Genomic DNA, 25,304 nt, shown 5'->3' on the forward strand with positions numbered 1-25,304 from the left:
GAGGGTCGTGCACGTTGCGCTTGCCGTCGGCCGGCGCGGTGTCTAAGTTGAATAGGCCATGGCGATGAGGGGCAGATGCGGGCGGCAAGCCCGTATTTGTCCGACGATAAGACCCGCGAAGAGGTCGACCCCGCGCGGCTGCCGGAACCGGCGCGCCGCGCGGCTGCATGACGGGCGCCACCGCGCAGTGCGCGGCCGGCGCCTGCATCGAGCTTGCTCGCAACATCGCAAGAAAGGACGGCCGGCCGCGCGCGGCATGGCTGCCGTGTCGGGCATGCCGCATCCGGAATACGGTTCCCGAATCACGCTCCCCAACGATCAACATCCGACCATGTCCACGCCACCCGACAAACCCAACTCGCGTCGCCGCTTCCTGCGCACGTCGGTCGCGCTCGTGCCGATCGCGTCGGTCGCCGGTTGCGACCTGCGCTCGTCGTCGTCCTCGACCGCGGCCGGCAATGCCTCCACTGCGTCGGCCGGCGCCGAACGCGCGCCGTACAAGCCGACCTTCTTCGATGCGAAGGAGTGGGCGTTCGTCCAGGCCGCCGTCGACCGGCTGATCCCGGCCGATGCCGAAGGCCCCGGCGCGCTCGAATCGGGCGTGCCCGAATTCATCGACCGCCAGATGGAAACCCCGTATGCGCACGGCGCGACGTGGTACATGCAGGGGCCGTTCCAGCAGGGCGTGCCCGAGCTCGGCTACCAGCTCAAGCTCGTGCCGCGCGACATCTACCGGCTCGGCATCGCGGCGGTCAACCGCTATTGCGAAAAGGCCCACGGCAAGGCGTTCGCCGACCTCGACGCGCCGACCCGCGACACCGTGCTCGGCGAACTGGAAAAAGGCGGCGCGCAGATCGACGACGTGCCGTCCGCGGTGTTCTTCGGCCTGTTGCTGCAGAACACGCGCGAGGGCTACTTCTGCGATCCGGTGCACGGCGGCAATCACGACATGGCCGCGTGGAGGATGATCGGGTTTCCGGGCGCGCGCGCCGACTTCATGGATTTCGTCAATCAGAACGGCAAGCCCTATCCGTACGGCCCCGTCTCGATCAACGGGGAGCGCACCTGATGGCCGCAGAAAAGAAGCCGCACGTCGATGCGGTGATCGTCGGCTTCGGCTGGACCGGCGCGATTCTCGCGAAGGAACTGACTGAAGCGGGCCTGAACGTCGTCGCGCTCGAGCGGGGCGAGTATCGCGACACCTATCCGGACGGCGCGTATCCGAACACGATCGACGAGCTGACCTACAACGTCCGCAAGAAGCTGTTCCTCGACCTGTCGAAGACGACCGTGTCGATCCGCCACGGCGTGCAGGACACCGCGCTGCCGTACCGGCAGCTCGCCGCGTTCCTGCCGGGCGAGGGCGTCGGCGGCGCGGGGCTGCACTGGTCGGGCGTGCATTTCCGGATCACGCCGGAAGAACTGCGCCTGCGCAGCCACTACGAAGAGCGCTACGGCAAGAAGTTCATCCCCGAAGGGATGACGATCCAGGACACGGGCGTCACCTACGACGAACTCGAGCCGTATTTCGACTTCGCCGAGAAGGTGTTCGGCACGTCGGGGCAGGCGTACAAGGTCGGCGGCAAGGTGGTCGGCGACGGCAACGTGTTCGAGGCAAACCGCAGCGACAACTTCCCGCTGCCCGCGCAGCTCAATACGTATTCGGCGCAGCGCTTCTCCGACGCCGCGAAGTCGCTCGGGCTGCATCCGTACCGGCTGCCGTCGGCGAACACGTCGGGTCCGTACACGAACCCGTACGGCGTGCAGATGGGGCCGTGCAACTTCTGCGGCTACTGCAGCGGCTACGCGTGCTACATGTACTCGAAGGCATCGCCGAACCTGAACATCCTCCCGGCGCTGAAGCAGGTGCCGAACTTCGAGCTGCGCTCGAAGTGCCACGTGCTGCGCGTGGACCTCGACGACACGAAGAAGCGCGCGACGGGCGTCACCTACGTCGACCCGGCCGGCCGTGAAGTGCACCAGCCGGCCGATCTCGTGATCGTCGCCGCGTTCCAGTATCACAACGTGCACCTGCTGCTGCTGTCGGGCATCGGCAAGCCGTACGACCCGATCTCGGGCGAAGGCGTGGTGGGCCGCAATTTCGCGTACCAGAACCTGTCGACGATCAAGGCGTTCTTCGACAAGGACACCTACACGAACCCGTTCATCGGCGCGGGCGGCAACGGCGTCGCGGTGGACGACTTCAACGCGGACAACTTCGACCACGGCCCGCTCGGTTTCGTCGGCGGCTCGCCGCTGTGGGTGAACCAGGCCGGCGTGAAGCCGATCAGCGGCATCGCGACGCCGCCCGGCACGCCGCAGTGGGGCGCCGCGTGGAAGAAGGCCGTGAAGGACAACTACGCGCACACGATCTCGATGGACGCGCACGGCACCAACATGTCGTATCGCGACGTGTACCTCGACCTCGATCCGACCTATCGCGATTCGTACGGCCAGCCGCTGCTGCGGATGACGTTCGACTGGAAGGACAACGACATCAGGATGGCGCAATACGTGACCGGACAGATGAAGAAGATCGCGGAGGCGATGGGGCCGAAGGCGATCGGCGTGTCGACGCGCGAGTTCGGCAAGCACTTCGATTCGCGCGCGTACCAGACGACCCACCTGGTCGGCGGCGCGATCATGGGCACCGACCCGAAGACGAGCGTGCTGAACCGCTACCTGCAGTGCTGGGACGTGCACAACGTGTTCGTGATGGGCGCGTCGGCGCTGCCGCAGGGCATCGGCTACAACCCGACCGGGATCATCGCGGCGCTGGCCTACTGGTCGGCACGTGCGATCCGCGAGCAATACCTGAAAAATCCCGCCCCGCTGGTGACCGTATGAAGAGGACAGTGAACCACCACAACGCCGCGCGCCGGATTTCCCCGCTGCGGCGCGCACTGGCGATCGGCACGGCATGGGCGGCGTTCGGTCTCGCGGGCGGCGCCGCGTTCGCGCAGCCGGCATCCGCGCCCGCCGCGGCTTCGGGCCCGGCCGCCGCACCGGTCGCGCAGTCTGCCGACGCCAACCTCGTCAAGCGCGGCGAATATCTGGCCCGCGCGGGCGACTGCATCGCGTGCCACACCGCGAGCGGTGGCAAGCCGTTCGCGGGCGGGCTGAAGTTCGACACGCCGATCGGCGGCATCTACTCGACGAACATCACGCCGGACCCGAAGACGGGCCTCGGCGGCTGGACGTATGAGGACTTCACCCGCGCGGTGCGCGAGGGCGTGCGCAAGAACGGCGACACGATGTACCCGGCGATGCCGTACCCGTCCTATGCGCGCCTGACCGACGACGACATGAAGGCGCTGTACGCGTACTTCATGCACGGCGTCGCGCCGGTCGAGCACGAGAACCGCGCGGTCGACATCGTGTGGCCGCTGTCGATGCGCTGGCCGCTGACGTTCTGGCGCAAGATGTTCGCGCCGGCGCCGAAGCCGTTCGATGCGGCGCCGTACGCCGATCCGGTGGTCGCGCGCGGCGCGTATCTCGTGCAGGGGCTCGGCCATTGCGGCGCGTGCCACACGCCGCGCGCGGCGACGATGCAGGAACGCGCGCTGACCGACGCGGGCGGCCTCGACTTCCTGGCCGGCGGCGCGGCGATCGACGGCTGGGTGCCGACGAGCCTGCGCGGCGAGCCGCGCACCGGGCTCGGCACGTGGAACGAAACGGAGATCGTGCAGTTCCTGAAGACCGGCCGCACGCTGCGCACGGCCGCGTTCGGCGGGATGACGGACGTGGTCGGCCACAGCATGCAGCACATGAGCGACGGCGACCTGACCGCGATCGCGCGCTACCTGAAGACGCTGCCGCCGCGCGTGCAGGGCGAGCAGCCGCACGTGTACGACGCGGCCGCGGCGAAGGCGCTGCAGACCGGCGACGCGAGCAAGCCGGGCGCCGCCGTCTATCGCGACAACTGCATGGCGTGCCACCGCAGCGACGGCCACGGCTACACGCGCGTGTTCCCGGCGCTCGCCGGCAACCCGGTCGTGCAGGGCGACGATCCGACGTCGCTGATCCACGTCGTGCTGGAAGGCAGCGCGCTGCAGGGCACCCATACGGCGCCGTCGACCTTCACGATGCCGCCGTTCGGCTGGCGCCTGTCGGACCAGGAAGTGGCGGACGTGTCGAACTTCGTGCGCACGAGCTGGGGCAATACGGGCGCGCCGATCACCGCCGCGCAGGTCGCGAAGGTGCGCAAGGGCACGCCGTCGACGCGGCCCGAGCCGCCGCCGGGCGCGCGGTTCCCGCAGGCGTCGCGCTGACGCACGCGGCGGGGTATCCGGCCCCGCCCGATCGATCCGCCTCGCGGCGCCCACCGGCCCGCGGGGCGTGTTCCGCCCGCCCGGGGTTGTACCCCGTAATGGCGTGCCGACGCGTGAATTTTTCGCCGTGGCGCGCCAATTTTTCGCCTCATCCCTTATCCTTCCATTCTTGAACCTTACTAAATCGTTACAAAAACTCGGGAGGGGGGATGCCTCATGACATCAGCCTGATTGCGTTGCTCGCGGCCGGTTTCGGTCTCGCGATGATCTTCGGTTACCTCGCGTCGCTGCTGAAAATGCCGCCGCTCGTCGGCTATCTGCTCGCCGGGATCGTGATCGGCCCCGGCACGCCCGGTTTCGTCGGCGACCTGTCGCTCGCGCAGCAGCTCGCGGAAGTCGGCGTGATGCTGCTGATGTTCGGCGTCGGCCTCCATTTTTCGCTCGGCGACCTGCTCGCGGTGCGCAAGATCGCGCTGCCGGGGGCCGTCGTCCAGATTACCGTCGCGACGCTGCTCGGCGGCGGGCTCGCGCTCACCTGGGGCTGGAGCCTCGGCGCGGCGCTCGTGTTCGGGCTCGCGCTGTCGGTCGCGAGCACGGTCGTGCTGTTGCGGGCGCTCGAGGGGCGCGGGCTCGTCGAGACGGTCAACGGACGCATCGCGGTCGGCTGGCTCGTCGTCGAGGATCTCGTGATGGTGCTCGTGCTCGTGCTGCTGCCGCCCGTCGCGGGGCTGCTCGGCGGCACGCCGCCCGGCGATGCGCACGCGGCCGGCGGCAGCGTGTGGGGCACGCTCGGCGTCACGATGCTGAAGGTCGCCGCATTCATCGCGCTGATGCTCGTGGTCGGCAAGCGCGTGTTCCCGCGCGTCCTGTGGCTCGTCGCCCGTACCGGTTCGCGCGAACTGTTCACGCTGTGCATGATCGCCGCGGCGGTCGGCATCGCGTTCGGCGCGGCAAAGCTGTTCGACGTGTCGTTCGCGCTCGGCGCGTTCTTCGCCGGGATGATGATGCGCGAGTCGGAGTTCAGCCGGCGTGCCGCCGACGAGACGCTGCCGCTGCGCGACGCGTTCTCGGTGTTGTTCTTCATTTCGGTCGGGATGCTGTTCGACCCGAAGGTGCTGCTCGCCGAGCCGCTGCATGTGATCGAGGTCGCGGCGATCGTGCTGATCGGCAAGACGCTCGCGGCGGTCGCGCTCGTGATCGCGTTCCGCTATCCGCTGAACACCGCACTGACGGTCGGCGCCGGCCTCGCCCAGATCGGCGAGTTCTCGTTCATCCTCGCGGGGCTCGGCCGTGCGCTCGGGCTGTTGTCGGCCGAGGGGCAAAGCCTGATTCTCGCGGTCGCGCTGATCTCGATCGCGATGAACACGCTGCTGTTCGCGATGATCGATCCGGCGCTCGCATGGATCCGCAAGCATTCGGCGTTCGCGCGCAAGCTCGAGGCACGCGACGATCCGCTCGCCGCGCTGCCGATGTCGACGCCGCAGACGCACCTGACCGGCCAGGTCGTGATCGTCGGCTACGGCAAGGTCGGCACGCGGATCGCGCATGCGCTGGACGAGCGCGGGATCGCCTATGTCGTCGTCGAGCAGAATCGCGAGCTCGTCGAGAAGCTGCGCGCGGGCGGCGTCGCGGCCGTGTCGGGCGACGCGATCGAGCCGATCGTGCTCGTGCAGGCGCATATCGCGCGCGCCGGGATGCTGGTCGTCACGCTGCCGGACGTATTCGACGTGCGGCAGATCGTCGAGATCTCGCGCACGCTCAATCCGGCGCTGGAGGTCGTGCTGTGCACGAACAGCAGCGACGAGGCCGACCTGCTGTCGAGCGAGGGCATCGGCATCGTGTTCATGGGGGAGAGCGAACTCGCGCGCGGGATGACCGAGCACGTGCTCGGCAGGATGGCGAAGCCGGTGGCGGCCGCGCATTGACGGTTGGCGGCCGGGATCGCTCGGATCGACAGGATCGCTGCGACTGCGCGGATCGCCGGGATTACAGGATTGCGCCGGCCTCTCGGAACGGCGCGTGCGGCGGGTTCTACGTAGCGAACGGCTGATCTCGATCGGTCAGCCGACCTGTTCGCCGCGGCGCCACGTCCCGGCGACTCCACCAGCACCCAGGCGGCTTCAGCCCGCCGCCTTCGTCTGTACGGCCGCGCCGGCTTGCGCGGCCGTTTTCACAGGTGCCGACGCCTGTTGCCCGGCTGCCGTCTTCGGTTGCACGGCGGCCTTCGGCGCCGCGACCGTCTTTTGCGGTACGGCAGCCTTGAGCGGCGCATTCGGTGTCGGCTCGACCGGCGCGTCCGGCGGCACGCCGAGCAGCTGCAGCGAGCCGCTCGTGACCGACGAGAACACCGGGCCGGCCACCGTGCCGCCGTAATAACCCTTGCCGCGCGGCTCGTCGATCATCACCGCGACGATCAGGCGGGGGTTGCTCATCGGCGCCATCCCCGCGAACAGGGCGCGGTACTTGCCCTTCGCATAGGTTGCGCCGACCTGCTTGCGCGCCGTGCCCGTCTTGCCGCCGATCCGGTAGCCGTCGACACGCGCGCGGCGCCCCGTGCCGCCTTCGCCGACGGCCGACTCGAGCATCGAACGGATCGCCGCCGCGGTCTGCGGCGACGTCACGCGATGGCCGCGATGGGCCTCGACCGTCTGCGGGTCGGAGCCGTTCCTCAGCAGCGACACCGGGTGCAGCGTGCCGTCGCCCGCATAGGCGGTGTAGGTCTGCGCGATCTGCAGCAGCGACATCGACAGCCCGTAGCCGTACGCCATCGTCGCCTGCTCGATCGGCCGCCAGCGCTTGTAGCCGCGCAGGCGGCCCGACGCGACGCCCGGGAACGTCAGTTCCGGCGCGCGGCCGATCCCGTATTCCTGGTACTTGTTCCAGATCGTTTCGGCGGGCAGGTTCAGCGCAAGCTTCGCGAGCGCGACGTTGCTCGACTTCTGCAGTGCCTGCGAGACGGTCAGCGAGCCGTGGTTCGACGTGTCGTGGATCACGGCCGGGCCGATCTTGTAGGTGCCCGGCGACGTGTTGATGATCGTGTTCGGCGTGACCTTGCGCTCGTCGATCGACAGCGCGACGACGAGCGGCTTGATCGTCGAGCCCGGCTCGAACGTGTCGATCACCGCGCGGTTGCGCAGCTGCTGGCCCGTGAGGCGTGCACGGTCGTTCGGGTCGAAGGTCGGATAGTTCGCGAGCGCGAGGATTTCGCCGTTCTGCGCATCGAGCACGACGACGCTGCCGGCCACCGCGTTGTTCTCGAGCACCGCGGCCTTGAGCTGGCTGAACGCGAGTTGCTGGATCCGCCGGTCGATCGTCAGTTCGATCGTCGCGCCGTGCTGGGCGGGCACGAGCGGGCGCGTGTCGGACACGATGCGGCCGAGCCGGTCGCGGATCACCTCGCGCTGCCCGGACGTACCCGACAGCCGCCCGTTCGCCGCGAGTTCGACGCCTTCCTGGCCCTTGTCCTCGACGTTGGTGAAGCCGACCACGTGCGCGGCCGATTCGCCCTCCGGATAGAAGCGCTTCGAATCGGCGATCTGCGTGATGCCGTCGATTTCGAGCTTGCCGAGCCGGCTTGCGGTCTCGGCGTCGATCTGCCGCTTGAGCAGCACGAACGTACGGTCGTTGCGCAGGCGGCGCTTCACCTCCGCGAGCGGCATGTCGAGCAGCTTCGCGATCTGCGGATAGTCGATTTCGGCGACCTGTTTCGGGTTCGCCCAGATTTCATAGGTCGACAGGCTGACCGCGAGCATCGCGCCGTTGCGGTCGACGATGCGCCCGCGCATCGCGTCGAGCTCGATCGTGCGCTGGTAGCGCTTCTGGCCTTCCCCGACATAGAAATCCTGGTTCGCGACCTGCACCCAGAACGCGCGTCCGATCAGCGCGGCGAAACCGAGGGACACCATGATCACGACCAGCTTCGAGCGCCACATCGGCAAGCGCGACGCGAGCATCGGGTGCTTGGTCGCGGCGGCGTACGGATCGGCGGGGTGGGTCTTCTTTTTCACGCGCATGCAAGGGCCGGGTCGGGCCGCCGGACGGCGGCAAGTCAGTCGGAATAATGTGATTGTAATAAATGAGTAAACGTCGTGTGGGGAAACTGTGCTTCGGCCCCGTAAAAGATGCGCGTCGGCGGCCGGGCTTCGGGCGGAAAAGGCGGGATGAAGGCGGGAACGAAGGCAGGAACGAAGGCGGGGACGGCGGCGCGGGCATTGCCCGATGTCGCCGACGAATCGGAATGGCGCGGCGGTCGTGACCGCGGATGCGACTCAGTCAACCCGGCCCCGATTACTTTCGGGACGGAAAAATAAAAACGCCTCGAAGAGAGGCGCCGTTATTTCTGAATATCGAAATGAATATCACGGAAACCGGAATAAACCCGAAAACCGCAGAGGATTGCCGTCAAAAATACCTATCGCGCGACGGAAATGAATTCGTGGTATTCGGGCTCCGCCGTGGAGCGATCGACCGCCTGCAGGCGCCACGCGCCGTCGGGGTGCTCGCCGGCGAGCACCGCGGGACCTTGTTCGCGCTGCATCGCGCTGAACGACAGGCCCTTCAACTGGCACACGGCATTCCCGCTGTCGGCGGCGCAGAGGGCCATCGCGCCTTCCACGTCCCGAACCTTGCCCCAGGCCGGGAGATCGATGCCCTGGTGTGCCTCGCGCGACCACAGCCGCTCGTCGGTATCGACCCACAACACCGCGTACGAGTGCCGGGTTGCCGATTCGCTGCCATTAATCCGGATAGTGAGGCGCATTGGAACGTCTCCTGGAAAGTAGAAAATGACACATTCGACCGATTTGGTTTGGATAGTCTAGATAGACTGCAGTGAAACGCAAGCGATAATCCTCAATAAATCCGCATTGTGTCTATTGGTGTCTCGGATGAAAGGACGTCTGACGATACGCGCGGATTCCGGCCCCGCGTGCAAACGCAGACGACACCGCGATCTGCGTGCCGCGGCCTGCTCCGGGTCTGCCCGGGATATGCGATGACTAGGCCGGGGCGCGTCGATGTGTCGCGCCGAAGCGCTCGCCCGCAGCACGCCGGCGAACCTCCGTCGCAAGCTGCCCGACCGGGCGTTTCCGAGTTGACGAGCCGGCCGGCACGACACACCCCGACATTCGTGCACAAATCCACACACTTTCACGAAACTTTCAGGACAGACTTGCGGACGATCCGGCCCCACACTTGGATTTTCCCGATCCTGCGCCGCGGACGTCCGTCCGTGGCGGGCCGCCGCCTCGTGTCAGAGACGCGATCGACGCGATCGCGGGCCGCAGCCGGTCGGGACTGCCGGGGCGAGCGTCGGCCCCGGCCCGGCCGACCGCCGTGCGCAGCGCCGCGATCCGGGGCTGCCGCGCCGTCCGGCCGATTCTTCGAAGGAGACTATCGTGCTGATCTGGAAAACCGCGTTGTCGCTCAACTGGCGCACGAGCCTCGTGTCGCCGGCCAGCGCACCGGTCGCGGCGGCCAACGTCGGGCGGCTGGTGCTCACCGGCGCCACCGGCTTCATCGGCAGTACCGTGCTGACGGCGCTCGTCAACGCAGGCTTGCTCGAGCGCATCGTGTGTGTCGTGCGCGCCGGGAATCGCGGCCATGCGGTCGCGCGTTTGCGTGAAGCGGCGCTGCGCGCAGGGCTCGCGCCGTACTGGGCATCGCGTCTCGGCGACGCGAACGTGGTCGTCGGTACACTCGGCGACGTGTGGCAGGGCGCCGACGCGCCGCGTCTCGCCGGCGCGACGCACGTGATTCACTGCGCGGGCCACGCGTCGCCGGCCGACGGTTCGCATCTGCGGGCTGACCTCGCCGATTCGCTGCGCTTTGCCGAGCGGTTCGCGCACGCACCGCAACTGCAGCGTTTCGTGTACGTCGGCACCGCTTACGCGCATGCGGGCCGCGGCGGGATCGTTTACGAGGAAATGGCGGGTGCGGCGGCGAGCGACGCGGCGCAGGGCAGCGACGGGCTGCACGGCGCGGTGCTCGCGGCCGGCTACCTGCAGGCGAAGGCGGAAACGGAGCAGCGCCTGCGCGCGCTCGGGCTGCCGCTCGTCGTCGTGCGTCCGTCGCACGTCGTCGGTCACACGGTGCTCGGCACGCGGCCCGCGCCGAACTCGTTCTGGATGTTCCGCGTCGCGCACGCGGCGCGCCGCTTCACGGCACGGCCGATGACGCGCATCGATATCGTGTCGGTCGACGACGTCGCACGCGCGACGATGCTGCTGGCCGTGAAGCCGACGCTGATGCACGACGTGTACCACGTGTCGGCCGGCGACGAGGCGCCGCAGGTCGCGCAGATCGTGCGTGCGATGGACGAGGCGGCCGGCATGACGGGCGCGCCGCGTTACGCCGCGTGTGCGCCGGCCGACCTGCCGTTCGTGGTGCGCGACGTGCTCGGGCGGTCCGATCCGGCGCTCGAGCGCGTGATCGGCCGGGCGTTGCAGCGTGGCGCGGAGTTCGCGACGGTCGATCGCGTGTTCGACAACCGCCGCGTGCGCGACGAAATCGATTTCGAGCCGCTGCCGTTCATCGATTACGTCGAGGAATGCATGCGCACGTCCCGCGGCGTCGCGGTGACCGAACTGATGCGCGGGGCGCTGCACTGACGGCCCGCGCGATCCGCGGCTTGCCGGTTCCCGGGTTCGGGTTCGCCCGCCGCCGCTCGCCGCGGTCCGGCCGCGGCGGGCCCTACGACGCGTTGCCGAGTTCGATCAGCCGGTCGAGCGCGCGGTAGATGTCGTCCAGGCCGTCCTGGCCGAAACGCGCTTCGAGCTGGCGATACTGCTCGTCGATGCGCGGGCCGATTTCGGTCACCAGCTTCCTGCTTTGCGGCGTCAGGCTCACCAGCAGCCGGCGCTGATCTTCCTGCGCGCGTGTGCGCGTGATCAGGCCGTCGCGCTCCATCCGTTCCAGCACGCCGGTGAGGCTCGGGCTGAGGATGCAGCAGCGGCGCGCGATCTGTCCCGCTTCGAGCGCATTCGCCGGCTCGCCGTCGAGCACGCGGATGATCCGCCATTGCTGTTCGGTCAGCGCGAATTCCTTGAGAATGGGGCGGAACAGGCCCATCAGCGTTTCGCGGGCCTCGAGCAGCAGCATGGCCAGGTTGCGATGGTCGAGCGTACGGTTCATCGGGGGTGGGGAATGGACGGGGACGCATCAATCTTAACAGCCGACGGTGCTGAATTTCATGTATCAGGGTAATCGCGGTTGCCAGCGTCCGATTGTTTACTTAAGATGTTAACTATTGACGATGCGCCGCGACGCGCGGCAGGGGAATGACGCATGGAGCTGTCTTGCAGGACCGCCGCGGCGCCGCCGCTGCCGGTCGCCATCGGTACCGTCTACGGTGCGCTGCTCAACGAGCGCGCCGCACTCGACGCGCTCGGCGATGCCGTGCACGCACCGCCTTACGGTCGTCCGCCGCAGGCGCCGATCCTTTACATCAAACCGGCCAACACGCATGCGGCCGATGGCGCGGCCGTCGTGGTGCCCGCGGGCGTCGACGCGCTGGAGATCGGCGCGTCGCTGGCCGTCGTGTTCTCGCGGCGCGCGACGCGCGTGCCGGCCGCGCAGGCGCTCGATTACGTGCACGGCTTCACGCTCGCGAGCGACGTGTCGGTCCCGCATCCCGATTACTACCGTCCGGCCGTGCGCTTCAAGTGTCGCGACGGCTTCTGCCCGCTGGGCCCGGCGATCGTGCCGGCGGCCGCGCTCGGCGATGTCGACGCGATCGGCCTGACCGTGCGGATCGACGGCGACGCCGTGGTGTCCGCGTCGACCGCCACGCTGATCCGCCCGGTGCGGGAATTGATCGCCGACGTGACGGCATTCATGTCGTTCGACGCGGGCGACGTGCTGCTGCTCGGCGTCGCGGGTCGCGCACCGCGTGCCCGCGCGGGCAGCACGATCGAGATTACCGCCGCCGGCATCGGCACGTTGCGGCATACGCTGATTGCGGAGGAAGCACGATGAAGACGGCGCGCGTGATCTACAACGGCGCACTGCATGCGGCCGAACCGGCCGGCGACGGCGCGATCCGCCTCGACACGGGCCGCGTGGTCGCCGAGGACGTGGTGACGTGGCTGCCGCCCGTCGCGCCGCGCACGACGTTCGCGCTCGGCCTCAACTACGCGGACCACGCGAAGGAACTCGCGTTCAAGGCGCCGAGCGAGCCGCTGATCTTCCTGAAGGGGCCGAACACGTTCATCGGCCACCGCTCGCGCACCGTGCGCCCGGCGGACGCGACGCACATGCACTACGAGTGCGAACTGGCCGTCGTGATCAGCCGCCCGGCGCGCAACGTGAGCCGCGCGCAGGCGCTCGACCACGTCGCGGGCTACACGGTCGCGAACGACTACGCGATCCGCGATTACCTCGAAAACTACTACCGCCCGAACCTGCGCGTGAAGAACCGCGATACCTGCACGCCGCTCGGGCCGTGGTTCGTCAGCCGCGACGAGATCGGCGACGCGGGCGACCTGACGCTGCGCACGACGGTGAACGGCCGGGAGACGCAGCGCGGCAGCACGCGCGACATGATCTTCAACGTGCCCGCGCTGATCGAGCACATCAGCAGCTTCATGACGCTCTCGCCGGGCGACCTGATCCTGACGGGCACGCCGGAAGGGCTGGCCGACACGAAGCCGGGCGACGAGGTCGTGACCGAAATCGAAGGAATCGGCCGGCTCGTGAACACGATCGTCGGCGAAGCAGACTACTATCGCGCCGGCTGAGCCCGTCGCCCAAGGAGAGCACATGACCATCAAGCACTGGATCGGCGGCCGTGAGGTCGAGAGCCGCGAGACCTTCACGACGCTGAATCCGGCGACGGGCGACGCGATCACCGACGTCGCGTCGGCCGGCGAGGCCGAAGTCGACGCGGCCGTGCGCGCGGCGAAGGACGCATTCCCGAAGTGGGCGAACACGCCCGCGAAGGAGCGCGCGAAGCTGATGCGCAAGCTCGGCGAGTTGATCGAGAAGAACGTGCCGATGCTCGCCGCGCTCGAGACGCAGGACACCGGCCTGCCGATCGCGCAGACGAGCAAGCAGCTGATTCCGCGCGCGTCCGAGAACTTCAATTTCTTCGCGGAAGTGTGCGTGCAGATGAACGGCCGCACCTATCCGGTCGACGACCAGATGCTGAACTACACGCTGTACCAGCCGGTCGGCGTGTGCGCGCTGGTGTCGCCGTGGAACGTGCCGTTCATGACCGCGACGTGGAAGACGGCGCCGTGTCTCGCGCTCGGCAACACGGCCGTGCTGAAGATGTCGGAGCTGTCGCCGCTGACGGCCGACCAGCTCGGCCGGCTCGCGCTCGAAGCCGGCATTCCGGCGGGCGTGCTGAACGTCGTGCAGGGTTACGGCGCGACGGCCGGCGACGCGCTGGTGCGCCATCCGGACGTGCGCGCGGTGTCGTTCACGGGCGGCACGGTCACGGGCAAGCGAATCATGGAGCGCGCGGGCCTGAAGAAATATTCGATGGAGCTCGGCGGCAAGTCGCCCGTGCTGATTTTCGACGATGCCGATTTCGACCGCGCGCTCGACGCGTCGCTGTTCACGATCTTCTCGATCAATGGCGAGCGCTGTACCGCGGGCTCGCGGATCTTCGTGCAGCGCACGATCTACGACCGCTTCGTGCAGGAATTCGCGCGCCGTGCGAACAACCTGGTGGTCGGCGATCCGTCCGATCAGGCGACGCAGCTCGGCGCGATGATCACGCGCCAGCACTGGGAGAAGGTGACCGGCTATATCCGGATCGGCGAGCAGGAAGGCGCGCGCGTGGTGGCAGGCGGCGCGGACAAGCCGGCCGGCCTCGCCGACCATCTGCGCAACGGCAATTTCGTGCGCCCGACCGTGTTCGCCGACGTCGACAACCGGATGCGCATCGCGCAGGAAGAGATCTTCGGGCCGGTCGCGTGCCTGATTCCGTTCGAGAACGAGGAGGAAGGGCTGCGGCTTGCGAACGACACGTCCTACGGGCTCGCGTCGTACATCTGGACGCAGGACGTCGGCAAGGTGCATCGCCTCGCGCGCGGCATCGAGGCCGGGATGGTGTTCGTGAACAGCCAGAACGTGCGCGACCTGCGCCAGCCGTTCGGCGGCGTGAAGGAGTCGGGCACCGGGCGCGAAGGCGGCGAGTACAGCTTCGAGGTGTTCGCGGAGATCAAGAACGTGTGCATCTCGATGGGTTCGCATCACATTCCCCGCTGGGGCGTGTGACGGGCGCGGGTCGTGGCGCCGCCAGCAAGAACGAACGATACGGAGACTTGAACGATGGGCAAACTGTCCCTCGCCGCGAAGATCACGCACGTGCCGTCGATGTACCTGTCGGAGTTGCCCGGCAGGCATCACGGCTGCCGCGAAGCGGCGATCCGCGGCCACCAGCTGATCGGCGAGCGCTGCCGCGCGCTCGGCGTCGATACGATCGTCGTGTCGGACGTGCACTGGCTCGTCAACGCCGGCTATCACGTGAACTGCAAGGCGCGGTTCGCGGGTACGTATACCAGCAACGAGCTGCCGCACTTCATTCGCGACATGCAGTACGCGTATCCGGGCAACCCCGAACTCGGCCGCCTGATCGCGGAGACGGCCAGCGCACGCGGCATCGCGACGCGCGCACACGAGATCGACAGCCTCGAACTCGAATACGGCACGCTCGTGCCGATGCGCTACATGAACGCCGACCAGCACTTCAAGGTCGTGTCGATCGCGGGCTGGTGCATGTGGCATACGCTCGACGAAAGCCGGCGCTTCGGCGAGGCGCTGCTCGAGGCGATCGAAAAGAGCGATTCGAACGTCGCGTTCCTCGCGAGCGGCTCGCTGTCGCATCGCTTCAACGACAACGGCAGCCCGGAGGAATCGATTCACGAGATCAGCCGCGAGTTCTTCCGGCAGGTCGACCTGCGCGTAGTCGAGCTGTGGAAGCAGGGCGATTTCAAGACCTTCTGCGCGATGCTGCCCGAGTACAACACGCATTGTCACGGCGAAGGCGGCATGCACGACACGGCGATGCTGCTCGGCCTGCTCGGCTGGGATCGTTACGACAAGCCCGTCGAGATCGTCACCGACTATTTCGCGAGCTCGGGCACCGGGCAGATCAACGCGATCTTCCCGCTCGCCTGAGCGCCGCATCAACTATCCGGAGCGTTGCCATGCCACACATCGTCGTCGAATACACCGCGAACATCCGCGACGACGCGCGCATTCCCGCGCTGCTGCGCACGATCAACGCGACGCTGATCGCGCAGGGCGGCGTGTTTCCGACCGGCGGCATCCGCTCGCGCGCGATCGAGCTGCAGGATTACTGCGTCGCCGACGGCACGGAGGACGACGCGTTCGTCCACGTGACGCTGAAGATCGGCTCGGGCCGCAGCGACGAGACCAAGCAGGCCGCGTGCGACGCGCTGTTCGATGCGATCAAGGCGCATTTCGCGGAGCTGTATGCGAAGCGCTATCTCGCGCTGTCGATGGAGCTGACCGAGTTCAGCGAAAGCGGCTCGTACAAGCACAACAACATTCACGCCCGCTACAAGCGGGCCGGCTGAACCCCATTCCCGATCCGACCATGCTCGAACCCGCCATCATCGACCAGCTCGCGCAGCGTCTGCACGACGCCGAGCGCGAACGCAAGCAGATCCGCCAGATCTCGCTCGACCATCCCGACATCACGATCGACGACGCGTATGCGATCCAGCGCGCGTGGGTCGCCCTCAAGCTCGCGGAAGGCCGCACGCTCAAGGGGCACAAGATCGGCCTTACGTCGAAGGCGATGCAGAACACGTCGCAGATCGACGAGCCCGATTACGGCGCGCTGCTCGACGACATGTTCTTCGACGACGGCGGCACGATCCCGGCCGGGCGCTTCATCGTGCCGCGCGTCGAGGTCGAACTCGCGTTCGTGCTCGGCAAGCGGCTCACCGGCCCGAACTGCACGATCTTCGACGTGTACGACGCGGTCGATTACGTGGTGCCCGCACTCGAGATCATCGACGCGCGCAGCCAGTCGATCGACCCCGATACGAAGCGGCCGCGCAAGGTGTTCGACACGATCGCCGACAACGCGGCGAACGCGGGCGTCGTGATCGGCGGGCGGCCGGTGCGGCCGCAGGACGTCGACCTGCGCTGGGTCGCGGCGATCATGTCGCGCAACGGCGTGGTCGAGGAAACGGGCGTCGCGGCCGGCGTGCTGAACCATCCGGCCAATGGCGTCGCGTGGCTGGCGAATCGGCTGTCGCGCTTCGACGTCGCGCTGGAGCCGGGGCAGGTCGTGCTCGGCGGCTCGTTCACGCGGCCGTGCGCGGCGCGCTCGGGCGACACGTTCAGCGTCGACTACGGCCCGCTCGGGACGATCCAGTGCTATTTCGCGTGAGGTGAGCGAGCGATGCAGATTCCGTCGAATGTCTTCAAGGCCGCGCTCGAGCGTGGCGACGCGCAGGTCGGGTTGTGGCTCGGCCTCGCGAATCCGTACAGCGCCGAAGTCGTCGCGGGCGCCGGTTTCGACTGGCTGCTGATCGACGGCGAACATGCGCCGAACACGGTGCCGACGATCCTCGCGCAGTTGCAGGCGATCGCGCCGTATCCGTCGCAGCCGGTCGTACGCGTGCCGTGGAACGATCCGGTGATCGTCAAGCAGGTGCTCGATCTCGGCGCGCAGACGCTGCTCGTGCCGATGGTGCAGAGCGCCGACGAAGCGCGCGCGGCGGTGGCCGCGACGCGTTATCCGCCGCACGGGATTCGCGGCGTCGGCAGTGCGCTCGCGCGCGCGTCGCGGTGGAACCGCGTCGGCGACTATCTGCATCGCGCGAACGACGAAATGGCCGTGCTCGTGCAGGTCGAGACGCGTGCCGGGCTCGACGCGATCGATGCGATTGCGCGGGTGGAGGGCGTCGATGGCGTGTTCATCGGGCCGGCCGATCTGGCGGCCGATCTCGGGCACCTCGGCAATCCGGGGCATCCGGACGTGCAGGCGGCGATCGACGGCGCGATCCGGGCGATCAAGGCGGCAGGCAAGGCGCCGGGCATTCTCAGCGCGGATGAGGCGGCGGCGCGGCGGTATCTGGAAGCGGGGGCGTTGTTTGTTGCGGTGGGGGTCGATACGACGCTGCTGGCGCGGAGTGCGGAGCGGTTGGCGGCGCAGTTCAAGGGGGGCGGTGGGGAGGTGGTGAAGCAGGGGGATGGGACGTATTGAGCGAAGCGGACGGGATAAGGAATCTGCAGCGCAACCGGGCAGACCCGGCCGCTGCGCAACTCGACCGGACAGCTGCCCGGTTGGATCGGGCGATGATTTGAATCGCACGGAATACGAGAAATCGGTTTGCGTCATCGCCGCGCATCGCGCCGACCTTATCGTCCCGCTTCCATATACCTTCCCGGCGTCGTCCCCGTCGCCCGCCGGAACATGTCAATGAACGCGCTCACGTTGTCGTATCCGAGATCGAGCGCGATCGTCGTGACCGGCACGCCGTCGGCGATTTTCTCCAGCGCCCGCAGCAGCCGAGCCTGCTGACGCCACTGCGCGAACGTGAGCCCTGTCTCGGCGACGAAGCGGCGGCTCATCGTCCGGGCACCAATGCCGGCCCATGCTGCCCATTCCTCCAGTCGCCGGTTGTTCGCGAGGTTCGTGGCGAGCGCATCGGTGATCTTCATGAGCCGCGGATCCTGCGGCCGCACCAGCCCCAGTGCTTCGACTTCCGACGACGCGATCTCGTCGAGGATCACGTCGGCAATGCGCGCCTGCGCGGCATCGAGTTCCGCATCGCCCCAGCTTGCCGCGCGCTGCACTGCTTCGCGCAGCAGCGGCGTGGTGCGGATCGCGCGCGGCGCGTCAGGCAACCCCGCGCACCGCGCTTCGGCGACGAACGCCGACCATCCGGAAATCGGCCCGAACGAGCGCAGCGAATGCCGACAATGCGGCGGAATCCAGATCGCATGAATCGCCGGTACGACCCAGTCTTGGTCGTCGAGGCCGATCGACACCACGCCGCTCAGTGCGCCGACGAGCTGGCCGCGCGCGTGCGCATGCGGCGGCGTGATGCGCGGGTCGCGCTGCGACAGCACGGCGGCGACGACGAACGGGCCGTCGTCGGACGTGACGAATCGGGCGGGCAGGAGTGGATCGGTCATGGCCGGATTTCAGTATCGAATGACTGTTATACCGGAGATCGGCCGACTGCGCACGCCTAAACTGCGTCCATCGATGACAACCGGAGTACGACGCGATGCGAGCCGAACAGATGCTTCCCGACCATGCCGACCGGATCAAGGCCGGCGGAACGACGATCCGCAAGGGCACCGTCGGCGCGTTCCTGGTCAATGCGCGCGTGCTGACCGATCCGGATGCGGCGCCCGCCGAGCGCGCCCGTGCCGAAGCCGACGCGCTCGACGCATTGCCCGCGCTGCGTGCGCTCGGCCTGTTCGACGTGCTGGAAGTGCGCGATCCAGCACTGCGCGCGTGGCTCGACGCACGCTGATACACGACGGAACCGTCGATCGAGATCCATCAATCAAGGAGTCGGCATGAAAGCAGCAGTCGTGACGGGCGCCGGCGAGCGCCCCGTTCATATGGAGTTCGAAGCGCCGCATGCGATACCCGGCCACCGTCTGATCGACGTGACGGCGTCCGCGTTGAGCCGTCTTGCGCAGGCGCGCGCGGCGGGCACGCACTATTCGTCCGACGGCGGCTATCCGTTCGTCGTCGGCGTCGACGGCGTGGGGCGCGGCGACGACGGCCGGCGCGTCTATTTCTTCGGCGCGCCCGCGCCGTTTGGCGCGATGGCCGAACGCACGATCGCACCCGATACGCAGTGCGTACCGCTGCCGGACGACCTCGACGACGTGACGGCCGCCGCGATCGCGATTCCCGGCATGTCGTCGTGGGCGGCGCTGACCGAGCGCGCGCGGCTGGTCGCGGGCGAAACGGTGCTGGTCAACGGCGCGACGGGCGCCTCGGGCGGGCTCGCGGTGCGGATCGCGAAGCATCTGGGCGCCGCGAAGGTGATCGCGACGGGCCGCAACGCGGCCGCGCTGGACGCGTTGCTGAACGCCGGCGCGGACGCCGTCGTGTCGCTGCAGCAGGACGACGCGCATCTGGCCCGCGCGCTCGAACCGCATTTCCGCGCGGGTGTGGACGTCGTGCTCGACTATCTTTGGGGGGCGAGCGCGCTCGCACTGCTGATTTCCGCCGCGAAGGCGACACCCGACGGCCGTCGGTTGCGCTTCGTGCAGATCGGCTCGATCGGCGGCGCGGACGTGCTGCTGCCGGGCGCCGTATTGCGTGCCACAGCGATCGAACTGCTGGGCAGCGGTATTGGCAGCGTGTCGCTGCCGGGGTTGCTGGCTTCGGTGCGCGGCGTATTCGACGCGGCAGGCCCGGCGGGGCTGACGCTCGAAACGCGCACGGTGCCGCTGTCGGCGGTCGGCGAGCACTGGGGCGATGCGAACAGTCGGGTGCGCCCGGTATTCACGATGCGCGGCGATTGACCGGCCGCAGGCCGTGGACATGACGCGATCGGTGCGCGCACCGGCGGCAGACTGGCATCCACCGTCGCGTCGAGCCGTTAGACGATTGCGAACGCGCGGTGCGAAGCAGGGCGGTGGTGTGTACCGACAACGGGCGGCGCGACATGAAAGTCACCCGCCGCCCACGTCGTCACACTCAGAACCGCTGCTGAATCCCCGCCGTCACGCCGACCTGCGTGGTGCCATACCCGGCGAAATCGCGCGACACGCCGACCTTCTGGTCGTGCTTCGCGATCGCGAACGCGCCGGCCGCATACAGCACCGTGCGCTTCGACAGCGCATATTGCGCCCGAACCGATACCAGCGTCGGGTCGGCATCCGTGCCGCCCTTGATGTTCTGGTGATAGACGGCCGCGATCAGCGAGAACGTCGGCGTGAACTGGTACGACCCGCCGAGCCAGTACATATCGCTCAGCTGGTTCGCCGCCGCGGTGCGAAACGTGCGCTTGTAGTTGCGATAGCCGGCCATCGTCTTCAGGTTGCCGAAGTCGTAGCTCAGGCCCGCGTGAATCCCCTGGATGTAGTTGACGGTATCGGCCGGCGTGACGCTGTCGGCCGCGCCGTTCTGCCGGTCGAACGTGAGCACCGCCGCGAACGGGCCGGTCTCGTAGCCGAGCGCGAAGTCGTATTTCGAGCTGGTCTTCACGCTGCCCGGCACGTTGCCGAAGCCATACAGCGCGCCGAACTTGAAGCCGCTGAATTCACCGTCGTAACGCACTGCATTCGACGAGCGCGTGAACATGCCGTCCTTGCGCCCGCCGGTCGCCATCGACGACGACGCCCACGAATAGTTTTGCGAGTAACCCATCGGGTCGAACGGCATCATGTAGTCGTACGTGACGGTGAAGTTGCGGCCAAGCGTCAGCTCGCCCCATTTGCCTTTCAGGCCCACCGTCGCACGGCGCGCGAAGATCGAGTCGGGGCCGTCGTCGGACGCGCCATTCGCGAGATCGATGCCGCTTTCGAGGCGAAACACGGCCTTCAACCCGCCGCCGAGATCCTCGACGCCGCGCAAGCCCCAGCGCGACGTGTTCTTGTTGCCCGACTTCAGCTTGAACGAATTGCCGCCATCCGGTGCCGCATGGTTCGTGTATTCGATGCCGGCGTCCATGATCCCGTAGATCGTGACCGACGACTGCGCGTGCGCGGCCGGCGCGGCGAGACAGGCTGCCGCGGCCGAACCGGTGAGGACTACTGTTCGAATGGAACGTTCTGCGCGTGACTTCATTTTGACGGTGTCTCCTTGGTTGTTGTGGGTTGGTCGAAACGGAAAACGCGTACTCGGTGCGCCATCGGCGGACGCCATGAAGCGTCCGCCGATTCGAGTCGCAAAAGCATGTTGAATGCACGCGCGGCGGCACACGAGCCGCCGCGAAGCGGGTCAGCCGGCTTTCGCGAACGCCCAGCAGTCGTTGGTCGGGAATTCGATCCAGTGCTTGCCGGCCGCGCGCGGCACGTGGCCGAACGCGCGCAGGCGCATCTCGCCGCAATGGAACAGGTATTCCCAGCGGTCGCCGAGATACATCGACGTGACGAGGTCGGCCTGCAGCCGGTTCGCGCCCGGGCCGTCGGCGACCTGCACGCGTTCGAGGCGGATCACGGCCTGCGCGTCCTGGCCCGGCGCGAACGTGTCGCGGGCGAGCGCCTGCAGCTCCCAGCCGTCGCCGGCGAGCGTCACGCGTTCGCCGTCGACGGCCGCGACGCGCGCATCGATGCGGTTGTTGCTGCCCATGAATTCGGCCGTGTACAGCGAGCGCGGCGCGCCGTACAGCTCGGCCGGCGTGCCTTCCTGTTCGATGCGGCCGTTGCGCAGCAGCAGGATGCGGTCGGACATCGCCATCGCTTCGGTCTGGTCGTGCGTCACGCAGAGCGCCGACAGCCCGAGCGACACGATCAGCTCGCGCAGCCACGCACGCGCTTCCTCGCGCAGCTTCGCGTCGAGGTTCGACAGCGGCTCGTCGAGCAGGATCACCGGCGGGTTGTAGACGAGCGCACGCGCGATCGCGACACGCTGCTGCTGGCCGCCCGACAGCTGATGCGGAAAGCGCTCGGCGAGATGGCCGAGGCCGAGCTGGTCGAGCGCGGTCTGCACGCGGCGCTTCTGTTCGGCCGGCGCCACGCGGCGCAGCTTGAGCCCGTAGCCGACGTTGTCGGCGACGGTGCGGTGCGGCCACAGCGCGTACGACTGGAACACGAGGCCGAGCGAACGCTGTTCGACCGGCAGGTCGACGTGCCGCGCGCCGTCGAAGAACACGCGGTCGTCGAGCTGGATGCGCCCGTCGGACGGCTGTTCGAGGCCGGCCACCGCGCGCAGCAGCGTGGTCTTGCCGCTGCCCGACGCGCCGAGCAGGCACACGACTTCGCCGGCCTTCAGTTCGAACGACACGCCCTTGAGGATTGGGTTGGCGCCGTAGCTGAGATGCAGGTCGTCGACGATGAGCTTATCCATGAAGTTTCACTCCGAAGCGCAGGGCCACGCCGAGACCGGCGCCGACCATCGCGATGTTGATGACAGAGAGCGCGGCAACCTGGTCGACGGCGCCGGTCGCCCACAGCGACACGAGCAGCGCGCCGATCACTTCGGTGCCGGGCGACAGCAGATAGACGGCGGTCGAGTATTCGCGCTCGAAGATCATGAAGATCAGCAGCCACGCGGCGAGCAGGCCGAAGCGCACGAGCGGCAGCGTCACGTCGAGCGACACGCGGCTGCGCGTCGCGCCGACGCTGCGGCCGGCTTCCTCGAGTTCCGGGCCGACCTGCAGCAGCGCGCTCTGGATGAGCCGCATCCCGTATGCGAGCCACACGACCGTGTATGCGATCCAGATGCTCCACATCGAGTTCTTCAGCTCGCGCAGGCCCGGCACGAACAGGAAGATCCACAGGAACGCGAGACCGGCAAGCAGGCCCGGCACCGCGCGCGGCAGCAGCACGAGGTAGTCGAGCAGTTTCGTCGCCCAGTCGTTGCGGCGATGGCCGGCGAAGGCGACGAGCGAGTAGAAGCCGATCGCGAGCGCACCGCCGATCACGCCGATGCCGAGCGTGTTGACGATCGCGCGCACGAGGTTGTCCTGCTCGAACAGCTCGATGAAGTTCTGCAGCGTCAGCGCTTCGGCGAGCGCGACGCCTTCGCCCCAGTTGGTCACGAACGCGCGCAGCACGATGCCCGAGATCGGCACGATCACCGTCAGCATCAGCCACAGCGCGACGATCGCGAGCGCGACCCAGCGCCATACGCCGAGCGGCAGCACCGTCGCACGGCCGGCCTTGCCCTTCACCGTGACGAAGCGGTTCGCGCTCTTCAGCAGGCGGCGCTGCAGCAGCACGAGCGGGAACGTGATCGCGACGATGCACACCGCGACCGCGGCCATCAGGTGATACGACGGCACGCCGAGCTTGTTGGTCAGCTTGTACAGGTAGGTCGCGAGCACGAGGTGGCCTTCGGGATCGCCGAGCACGAGCGGCAGCCCGAACACCTCGAAGCCGAGGAAGAACACGAGCACGCCGGCGAACAGCAGCGCGGGCATCGTCATCGGCAGGCTCACGTCGAGCGCGACGCGGAACGGCCGCGCCCCCGTCACGCGCGCCGCTTCCTCGACGTCCGAGCCGAGGTTGCGCAGCGCGGCCGACGAGTACAGGTATACGTGCGGCACGTGCGTGAGGCCGACGATCATCGTGATCGCGAAGATCGAGTACACGTTCCAGGGTACGCTCTGCACCCCGAACAGTTCCTTGAACCACACGGAATAGAAGCCGACCGGGCCGGCCGCGACCACGTAGCCGAACGCGAGCACCATCGGCGACACGAACACGGGCGTAAGCAGCAGCGGCTCGAGCCAGCGGCGGCCGGGCAGGTCGGTGCGCACCATCAGGAACGCGAGGATGCCGCCGAGCGGGATCGAGATGAACAGCATCCCGCCGGCGATGATGAACGAGTTCTTCACGGCCGACCAGAAGTCCGGGTCGGTGAAGATGAAGCGGAAGCCTTCGACGCCGAGCGTCTTGTTCGCGTCGAAGAACGGCGCGGACAGCAGGCTCTGGAACAGGATGAAGCCGAGCGGCAGCGCGACCGCGACGGTGAGCACCGCGACGACGATCCAGCGCAGCATGCCGGCGAGCGGCTGCAGGTTGCTGACCTGCAGCGCGGGAATCGCGCCACCCTGGCCGGTGGTGGGCGGAACGGCCGGCGCCGCTCCGCGTGTGCTGGTTGAAAGCATGAGTTCGCCCCTGCGGCCATCCGGACGGCCGCCTCTAGGAAGTCGGTAAGGGGAAGGGGGCCGCCCGCGCGGCGTGCGGCGGGCGGCCGTCGGTCGGCCGAGCCGATCAGCGGATCAGCTCTTGATCGCCTGCTGCCATTGCTTGAGGAACGCGAGCCGCTTCGACTGGTCCAGATAGACGAGCAGGCCGGTGCCGATCGGGATCGGCTTCAGCGAATCGCCGAGTTCCTTCGTGAGGCTCGCGGCCGACGTTTCGCCGGTCACGTCCGTGCGAATCGCGTACAGGTTCGCCTGGTTCGCGATCAGCGTCTGGCCGCGCTTCGACAGCAGATAGTCGACCCACAGCTTCGCGGCGTTCGGATTCTTCGCCTTCTTCGAGATCGTGGCCAGGCGGCTCACGACTTGTGTGTAGTCCTTCGGAAATACGTAACCGATCGACTTGTCCTTCTTCGCCTTCGCGTACGCATACGAGCCGATGATGTTGTAGCCGATCAGGTTCTCGCCCGACGAGATGCGCTCCATCATCGCGCCGGTGCTCGACTGCAGCTTCGGACCGGTCGCGCCGATCGCCTTCACGAGCTCCCACGTGACCTTCTCGTTCAGGTGCGCGTCCTGCGTCAGCGCGTTGAAGCCGACGCCGGATTTCTCGACGTCGTACGTCGTCAGCTTGCCTTTGAACTTGTCGGGTTGCGACGTGAGCAGCTTGATCAGGTCGGTGCGCGTTTTCGGCACCTCGTTCTCGGGAATCAGCCGCTTGTTGTAGACGATCGCGAGCGGCTCGAACGTCGTGCCGTACGCCTGCTTCTGGTATTGCGCCCATTGCGGCACGTTCGCGCTTTCCGGCGAATCGTACGACGTCATCAGGCCGTCGTTGACGAGCTTGACCTGCAGGTCCATCGCCGAGCTCCACAGCACGTCGGCGCTGGTGCTGCTCGCGGCGTTCTCGCTGATGTAGCGGTTGTACAGCTCGGTGCTGTTCATGTCGTTGTACTCGACCTTCACGCCATACAGGCTTTCGAAGTCCTTGATCAGCGGGCGCACGAGGCCCGTGTCGGTCGTCGAGTAGACGATCAGCTTGCCTTCCTTCTTCGCGGCGTCGACGACACCTTGGTAGTTACCCGGATACCCGGCCGGGACCTGCGCGGTGGCGGCGCCGGCGGCGGTGCCCAGGACGATCGCCAGCGCGGCGGCGAGCTGCTTCGGTGCAAACGGCATGTCTTCCTCCAGTTACGCGTGTGTGTTGTTCGAGTGACGCGGATGTTAATTGCGAGGCACTTTCAGCCTGCTTTCATTTCGGTTC

General features: G+C 67.8%; 22 protein-coding genes. 14 read left to right on the plus strand and 8 right to left on the minus strand.

Translation table 11 applies throughout. The annotated features are described in order from the left end of the window. Positions 1-331: 331 nt before the first annotated feature. The 4 genes from DIE17_RS00635 to DIE17_RS00650 all read left to right on the plus strand — a co-directional run bounded on the left by DIE17_RS00635 (position 332) and on the right by DIE17_RS00650 (position 6,196). The gene (locus DIE17_RS00635) at positions 332-1,069 is read left to right on the plus strand and encodes a gluconate 2-dehydrogenase subunit 3 family protein (RefSeq protein ID WP_124920515.1); all 738 of its coding nucleotides are present in this window, start codon (positions 332-334) and stop codon (positions 1,067-1,069) included. Then, a complete protein-coding gene (locus DIE17_RS00640) occupies positions 1,069-2,847 on the plus strand; it encodes a GMC family oxidoreductase (RefSeq protein ID WP_124570039.1) in 1,779 nt (592 codons plus the stop codon). The genes DIE17_RS00635 and DIE17_RS00640 overlap by 1 nt, the downstream gene beginning before the upstream one ends. Next, positions 2,844-4,271, plus strand: coding sequence for a cytochrome c (locus DIE17_RS00645; RefSeq protein ID WP_124920516.1), 1,428 nt, complete (start codon positions 2,844-2,846; stop codon positions 4,269-4,271). The genes DIE17_RS00640 and DIE17_RS00645 overlap by 4 nt, the downstream gene beginning before the upstream one ends. 209 nt (positions 4,272-4,480) lie before the next feature. Beyond that, positions 4,481-6,196: a cation:proton antiporter gene (locus DIE17_RS00650; protein WP_124920517.1), complete on the plus strand. Its 1,716-nt coding sequence runs from the start codon at positions 4,481-4,483 to the stop codon at positions 6,194-6,196. A gap of 195 nt (positions 6,197-6,391) precedes the next feature. On the opposite strand, the gene DIE17_RS00655 is transcribed toward DIE17_RS00650, so the two are convergent. Together DIE17_RS00655 and DIE17_RS00660 are read right to left on the minus strand one after the other, a co-directional pair. Beyond that, positions 6,392-8,284: a penicillin-binding protein 2 gene (locus tag DIE17_RS00655; RefSeq protein WP_124920518.1), complete on the minus strand. Its 1,893-nt coding sequence runs from the start codon at positions 8,282-8,284 to the stop codon at positions 6,392-6,394. Between the two features lie 398 nt (positions 8,285-8,682). Further along, entirely contained in the window at positions 8,683-9,030 is a 348-nt protein-coding gene (locus DIE17_RS00660; protein ID WP_044842963.1) for a DUF3564 family protein, read from the minus strand. Between the two features lie 637 nt (positions 9,031-9,667). Here DIE17_RS00660 and DIE17_RS00665 point away from each other — a divergent pair. Beyond that, entirely contained in the window at positions 9,668-10,879 is a 1,212-nt protein-coding gene (locus DIE17_RS00665; protein ID WP_124920519.1) for an SDR family oxidoreductase, read from the plus strand. A gap of 82 nt (positions 10,880-10,961) precedes the next feature. Here DIE17_RS00665 and hpaR read toward each other — a convergent pair whose 3' ends face one another. Beyond that, positions 10,962-11,402, minus strand: coding sequence for a homoprotocatechuate degradation operon regulator HpaR (gene hpaR, locus DIE17_RS00670; RefSeq protein ID WP_044842965.1), 441 nt, complete (start codon positions 11,400-11,402; stop codon positions 10,962-10,964). A gap of 153 nt (positions 11,403-11,555) precedes the next feature. Here hpaR and DIE17_RS00675 point away from each other — a divergent pair, with 153 nt between their 5' ends. From DIE17_RS00675 to hpaI, 7 genes are read left to right on the plus strand one after another with little or no spacing between them, the layout of a single operon-like run. Next, complete coding sequence (locus DIE17_RS00675; protein ID WP_124484949.1) at positions 11,556-12,245, plus strand: fumarylacetoacetate hydrolase family protein; 690 nt, start codon at positions 11,556-11,558, stop codon at positions 12,243-12,245. Further along, positions 12,242-13,006 (plus strand): fumarylacetoacetate hydrolase family protein, encoded by a 765-nt coding sequence (locus DIE17_RS00680; protein WP_124920520.1) that lies wholly within the window; start codon positions 12,242-12,244, stop codon positions 13,004-13,006. The genes DIE17_RS00675 and DIE17_RS00680 overlap by 4 nt, the downstream gene beginning before the upstream one ends. Before the next feature lie 22 nt (positions 13,007-13,028). Next, entirely contained in the window at positions 13,029-14,492 is a 1,464-nt protein-coding gene (gene hpaE, locus DIE17_RS00685) for a 5-carboxymethyl-2-hydroxymuconate semialdehyde dehydrogenase (RefSeq protein WP_124665823.1), read from the plus strand. A 54-nt stretch (positions 14,493-14,546) separates the two neighbouring features. Then, entirely contained in the window at positions 14,547-15,395 is an 849-nt protein-coding gene (hpaD, locus tag DIE17_RS00690; protein WP_124920521.1) for a 3,4-dihydroxyphenylacetate 2,3-dioxygenase, read from the plus strand. A 29-nt stretch (positions 15,396-15,424) separates the two neighbouring features. After that, positions 15,425-15,817 carry a 5-carboxymethyl-2-hydroxymuconate Delta-isomerase gene (locus DIE17_RS00695; RefSeq protein WP_044842970.1) on the plus strand — a complete coding sequence of 131 codons (393 nt, stop codon included), beginning with the start codon at positions 15,425-15,427 and terminating at the stop codon, positions 15,815-15,817. A 20-nt stretch (positions 15,818-15,837) separates the two neighbouring features. Continuing rightward, on the plus strand, positions 15,838-16,641 hold the full coding sequence (hpaH, locus tag DIE17_RS00700) for a 2-oxo-hept-4-ene-1,7-dioate hydratase (RefSeq protein WP_124484945.1): 804 nt from the start codon (positions 15,838-15,840) through the stop codon (positions 16,639-16,641). A gap of 12 nt (positions 16,642-16,653) precedes the next feature. After that, positions 16,654-17,460 (plus strand): 4-hydroxy-2-oxoheptanedioate aldolase, encoded by an 807-nt coding sequence (hpaI, locus tag DIE17_RS00705; RefSeq protein WP_124920522.1) that lies wholly within the window; start codon positions 16,654-16,656, stop codon positions 17,458-17,460. 155 nt (positions 17,461-17,615) lie between these two features. Here hpaI and DIE17_RS00710 read toward each other — a convergent pair whose 3' ends face one another. After that, positions 17,616-18,395 (minus strand): AraC family transcriptional regulator, encoded by a 780-nt coding sequence (locus DIE17_RS00710; RefSeq protein WP_124665826.1) that lies wholly within the window; start codon positions 18,393-18,395, stop codon positions 17,616-17,618. A gap of 95 nt (positions 18,396-18,490) precedes the next feature. Here DIE17_RS00710 and DIE17_RS00715 point away from each other — a divergent pair, with 95 nt between their 5' ends. Then, positions 18,491-18,742, plus strand: a complete 252-nt coding sequence (locus DIE17_RS00715; protein ID WP_124519573.1) for a hypothetical protein — start codon at positions 18,491-18,493, stop codon at positions 18,740-18,742. 46 nt (positions 18,743-18,788) lie between these two features. Next, the gene (locus DIE17_RS00720; protein ID WP_124920523.1) at positions 18,789-19,751 is read left to right on the plus strand and encodes a zinc-binding alcohol dehydrogenase family protein; all 963 of its coding nucleotides are present in this window, start codon (positions 18,789-18,791) and stop codon (positions 19,749-19,751) included. Positions 19,752-19,926: 175 nt separating this feature from the next. Here the strand turns inward: DIE17_RS00720 and DIE17_RS00725 are convergent, their stop codons facing one another. From DIE17_RS00725 to DIE17_RS00740, 4 genes are all read right to left on the minus strand, one after another. Beyond that, positions 19,927-21,018: a porin gene (locus tag DIE17_RS00725; protein WP_124891603.1), complete on the minus strand. Its 1,092-nt coding sequence runs from the start codon at positions 21,016-21,018 to the stop codon at positions 19,927-19,929. A gap of 153 nt (positions 21,019-21,171) precedes the next feature. Further along, complete coding sequence (locus DIE17_RS00730; RefSeq protein ID WP_059450179.1) at positions 21,172-22,239, minus strand: ABC transporter ATP-binding protein; 1,068 nt, start codon at positions 22,237-22,239, stop codon at positions 21,172-21,174. Then, positions 22,232-24,004 (minus strand): iron ABC transporter permease, encoded by a 1,773-nt coding sequence (locus DIE17_RS00735; RefSeq protein WP_124920524.1) that lies wholly within the window; start codon positions 24,002-24,004, stop codon positions 22,232-22,234. The genes DIE17_RS00730 and DIE17_RS00735 overlap by 8 nt, the downstream gene beginning before the upstream one ends. Before the next feature lie 114 nt (positions 24,005-24,118). Continuing rightward, positions 24,119-25,219 (minus strand): ABC transporter substrate-binding protein, encoded by a 1,101-nt coding sequence (locus DIE17_RS00740; protein ID WP_044842979.1) that lies wholly within the window; start codon positions 25,217-25,219, stop codon positions 24,119-24,121. Between the last annotated feature and the right edge of the window lie 85 nt (positions 25,220-25,304).

It is taken from the genome of Burkholderia sp. Bp9099 (genome assembly GCF_003857805.1).
Lineage (GTDB): Bacteria > Pseudomonadota > Gammaproteobacteria > Burkholderiales > Burkholderiaceae > Burkholderia.